The organism is Vibrio sp. Vb1574, from assembly GCF_033338675.1.
On record NZ_JAWOTC010000458.1, the window covers coordinates 1 to 1,045 of the forward strand.

The following is a 1,045-nucleotide window of genomic DNA, read 5'->3' on the forward strand; positions in this document are numbered from 1 at the left end:
CGTTTTTGCCGTTCATTAGATGAAGCGTGACATTATCATCGCACATCAACTTCTCAACAATGTCTTCTATTAACAGTTGAGCTTCATCAACAGCGGCAGTTGGGCGGTTACGAATTTTCGTCATGACTGATCGCATCCGCGCAAGTGAGCGCTCAAACTCTTTCTCACACTGAATCACTCGTCGACGATATGCACTGAGCTTTTCAATTCGTTTCTGTTTTTCTTGCCACAGTTTTTGCGTTTCTAGATCCAACGATTCATTGCTTGTTGTGCAGTCCGTTTGGATTTGATTGACGGGCAATGGTTCGGCGTCGCTTTGTTCTGGATTAAAGTACACGAACTTCACACCGAGATGACGAATCATCTCGATCTGTTCCTGGTCTTTAATTTTAAAGCTATTGAGTAGGAAGGGGTGATCGTTCCACTTTAGCGGAAGGCGGATATGTAATCCCGGCTGAAGACGATCCACTGTAAGTTTAATTGCTGCCACTTTTTCACTACTATTAAGTTTTCACGATAAACCAAGAATAGTAGTAGATTCTGTAAATAAATTCATCAATAAGAACTCACAAGTGCGAGTCATTCGCGTTAAGAACCAATGTGTTGTTCATAATTTGAATCAAGCTCATACCTGAGTATCAATCAGAGTCTTGTTTTAATACTCGATCCGCATGACGCAGTTTTAGCTTGGCTTCGAAGACAGGTTTTTCTATGTCTTCCTGTTTTTTTACTAACCCCATTAACGTTTGCACTGCTGCTCGCGCCATATCACTAATAGGGAAATGCACCGCAGATACCGTCGGGTACAAACTTTCACATAGGTCTACACTGTCAAAACTGGTCAAAGAGATTTGCTCCGGCACCGAAATTTTATGCTCATGAAGATATTGCATCGCCCCAACCGTCATTTCTTCGCTGCATGAAAATACTGCGGTTACCTCTGGGTGACGTTTCAAAATGGAAGCCATCGCATCATAACCGCTTTGTCTGCCGTAATTCCCTTCTTCACACCAACTTTCATCAATGTCGATGCCTGCTGTTTTCA

Annotated in this window: 2 protein-coding genes; both read right to left on the bottom strand. The window is 42.6% G+C overall.

What is annotated here, in order from left to right; translation table 11 throughout:
* On the bottom strand, window positions 1-490 hold a 490-nt coding region (locus R7O12_RS26855; protein ID WP_318127110.1), incomplete at its 3' end, for a DUF3391 domain-containing protein.
* A 148-nt stretch (window positions 491-638) separates the two neighbouring features.
* On the bottom strand, window positions 639-1,045 hold a 407-nt coding region (locus R7O12_RS26860), incomplete at its 5' end, for a substrate-binding domain-containing protein (protein WP_318127111.1).